Below are 2,810 nucleotides of genomic sequence, written 5' to 3'. Positions count from 1 at the left end.
CGGCGGCTTCGTTGGCGAATTCCTCATCATGACGGGCGCCTATCAGGCAAACACGCTGGTGGCCTTCATCACCGCCACGGGCGTGATCCTTGGCGCGGCCTACATGCTGCTGCTGTATCGCCGGGTGGTGCTGGGAGACCTGATCAAGGACAGCCTGAAGAACATTCTGGACCTGAGCCCGCGTGAGATCGCCATTTTCGCGCCGCTGCTGGCCCTCGTGTTCTGGATGGGCATTTACCCCAACACCTTCCTCGAGCCGCTGCATGCGCCGGTCGAGAAGCTGCTGGCCCAGACCACCCTTGAGACTGAAACTGCGGTCCCGGCCCAGCCGGCCGCCCCGAGCGCGGCTGCGGCCGCGCCGGAGGCTGCCCAGACCGAGGCCGCATCGGACGCAGCCCCGGCCGAGGCCGAGGCTGTCGCCGCCGAGCCGACGGAGTAACGGACCCATGAGTCTTTCTGCCAGCCTGACCCTTGCCGCACCGGAATTGCTCGTCGCGCTCGGCGCGATGGCAATGCTGATGATCGGCGTTTTTCAGGGGGATCGGAGCCTCAAGCTGCTCACCTGGGGCAGCGTGGGTCTGTTCATCGTTGCCATCGGTCTGGTTCTCCAGAGCCCGGTGGAGCGCACGGTCGGTTTCAACGGCCTGTTCGTGGTGGACGGCTTCGGTTCGTTCCTGAAGGTTCTCGTTCTCATCGGCGCGGCAGCGTCCGCCATTCTGGCGGTGCCGTTCCTTGAGCAGAACAAGATTGCCAAGTTCGAGTATCCTGTGCTCATCGCCCTTGCCACGCTTGGCATGATGATGATGCTCTCGGCCAACGATCTGCTGTCGCTGTACGTCGGCCTCGAACTGCAATCGCTCAGCCTCTACGTGCTGGCTGCCTTCAACCGCAGCAACACTCGGTCGTCGGAAGCGGGCCTCAAGTACTTCGTGCTGGGTTCGCTGGCGTCGGGCCTGCTGCTGTACGGCGTGTCGCTGGTTTACGGCTTTGCCGCCACCACCAATTTCCAGGCCCTGGCCACCGGCCTGGCTGGCACCAGCGCGGAGTCGCTGCATGTTGGCCTGCTGTTCGGCCTGGTGTTCGTGATCTCCGGCCTGGCGTTCAAGGTTTCCGCCGTTCCGTTCCACATGTGGACGCCGGACGTGTATGAGGGCGCTCCGACCCCGGTCACCGCGTTCTTCGCCGCTGCGCCGAAGATCGCCGCCATGGGCCTGTTCGTCCGCGTGATGCTGGAAGCCTTCCCGGCTCTGACCGAACAGTGGCAGCAGATCATCGTGATCATCTCCATCGGTTCGATGATCCTCGGTGCGGTTGCTGCAATCGTGCAGACCAACGTCAAGCGCCTGCTGGCCTTCTCGTCCATTGGCCACGTCGGCTATGCGCTGATCGGTCTTGCGGCTGGTACGCAGGCAGGCGTGCAGGGCGTGCTGGTCTATCTGGCGATCTACCTGCTCATGACCGTCGGCTCGTTCCTGTGCGTGCTGTCGATGAAGCGGGGCGATGAGCAGATCGAGGACATCTACGAGCTGGCCGGTCTGTCGCAGACGCAGCCGCGTCTGGCGGCCTGCTTCGCCATCCTGATGTTCTCGCTGGCCGGTATTCCGCTTCTGGCGGGCTTCTTCGGCAAGCTGTACATCTTCCAGGCGGCGATTGATGCCGAGCTGTACACGCTCGCCATCTTCGGCATCCTGACCAGCGTCGTGTCGGCCTACTACTACCTGCGTGTCGTGAAGATCATCTACTTCGATGCGCCGAAGGCTCCGTTCACCCGCTACGGCGATGTGGCAACGGCTTCCATTCTGGGGGCAAGCGCCATTCTCTGCTCGCCGGTGAGCTTTGTGTACATTGCGCCGCTGCTCCAGGCGGCGGGCATTGCCGCCAAGTCGCTCGTTGGCTGAGCTGCTTCACTACCCGGCGGTTGATTCCACCAATGACGAGGTGATCCGTCTGGCGCAGAATGGTGCGCCAGACGGCACCTGGGTGGTGGCAGACGAACAGACGGCGGGTCGCGGCCGGCGCGGCCGCCCCTGGCAGAGCAACAAGGGCAATCTGTTCTGCACCGGCCTCCTGCGGCTGGCTCCCGGCGAAGGTCCGGTTTCCCAACTCTCGTTCCTGATCGCATTGGCGCTCTATGACACCCTCTCGCAGTGGGTGACATCAGATCGGCTGAAGCTGAAATGGCCGAATGACGTGCTGCTTGATGGCCGCAAGGTCTCGGGCATTCTGCTGGAATCCGCTGGCAGCGGTCAGCCGGGGGACCGATGGGTCGCGGCTGGCATCGGCGTCAATCTCGTCTTCTACCCCGTCAATGTGGAGCGCCCGGCGATCTCGCTTGAAGCCGCCGGAATTGCGCCTCCGCCGCCAATGGTCGTGGCCGAGCGGCTGGCGGCAGCGGTCGAACACTGGCGGCGGGAATGGACGGCCGGAGGGCGGGCAGGGGGCTTCGCCGCGCTGCGGACGGCCTGGCTCTCCCGTGCGATCGGGCTCGGCAGCCGGATCGAGGTGCGCCTGCCGGACGAGACGCTGTTCGGGACCTTCTGCGACCTTGCTGATGACGGAGCCTTGCTGTTGCAGCTTGACAGCGGGGTAGTCAAAGCCATTCATTCCGGCGACGTTTTCGGGATTTGAAAGCCATGCTGCTCGCCATCGACGTAGGCAACACCAACACCGTTTTTGCGGTGATCGACAGCCGTCGTGAGATCCTTCACCGCTGGCGCATCTCGACGCAGACGCACCGGACTGCTGACGAGTACATGGTGTGGCTCAACCAGTTGTTCTCGATCGAGGGCTACGATCGGCACGCCATCAAG

Annotated in this window: 3 protein-coding genes and 1 pseudogene; all 4 read left to right on the top strand. The window is 63.9% G+C overall.

Annotation, left to right across the window (positions count from 1 at the left end; translation table 11 throughout):
• Nucleotides 1-439: pseudogene (locus VIG90_RS14910) on the top strand (NADH-quinone oxidoreductase subunit M); the annotation flags it as partial.
• Nucleotides 440-446: 7 nt separating this feature from the next.
• Nucleotides 447-1,898, top strand: coding sequence for an NADH-quinone oxidoreductase subunit NuoN (nuoN, locus tag VIG90_RS14905; protein WP_331594309.1), 1,452 nt, complete (start codon nucleotides 447-449; stop codon nucleotides 1,896-1,898).
• The gene (locus VIG90_RS14900; RefSeq protein ID WP_331594308.1) at nucleotides 1,891-2,628 is read left to right on the top strand and encodes a biotin--[acetyl-CoA-carboxylase] ligase; all 738 of its coding nucleotides are present in this window, start codon (nucleotides 1,891-1,893) and stop codon (nucleotides 2,626-2,628) included. The genes nuoN and VIG90_RS14900 overlap by 8 nt, the downstream gene beginning before the upstream one ends.
• 5 nt (nucleotides 2,629-2,633) lie before the next feature.
• Nucleotides 2,634-2,810: type III pantothenate kinase (locus VIG90_RS14895; RefSeq protein ID WP_331594310.1), on the top strand; the 177-nt coding region annotated here is incomplete at its 3' end.

Origin of the sequence: Pedomonas sp. (assembly GCF_036515995.1) — a bacterium.
Lineage (GTDB): Bacteria > Pseudomonadota > Alphaproteobacteria > Sphingomonadales > Sphingomonadaceae > Pedomonas.
Note: the sequence above shows the minus strand (reverse complement) of the source record. Positions and strands in the feature narration are given on the sequence as shown.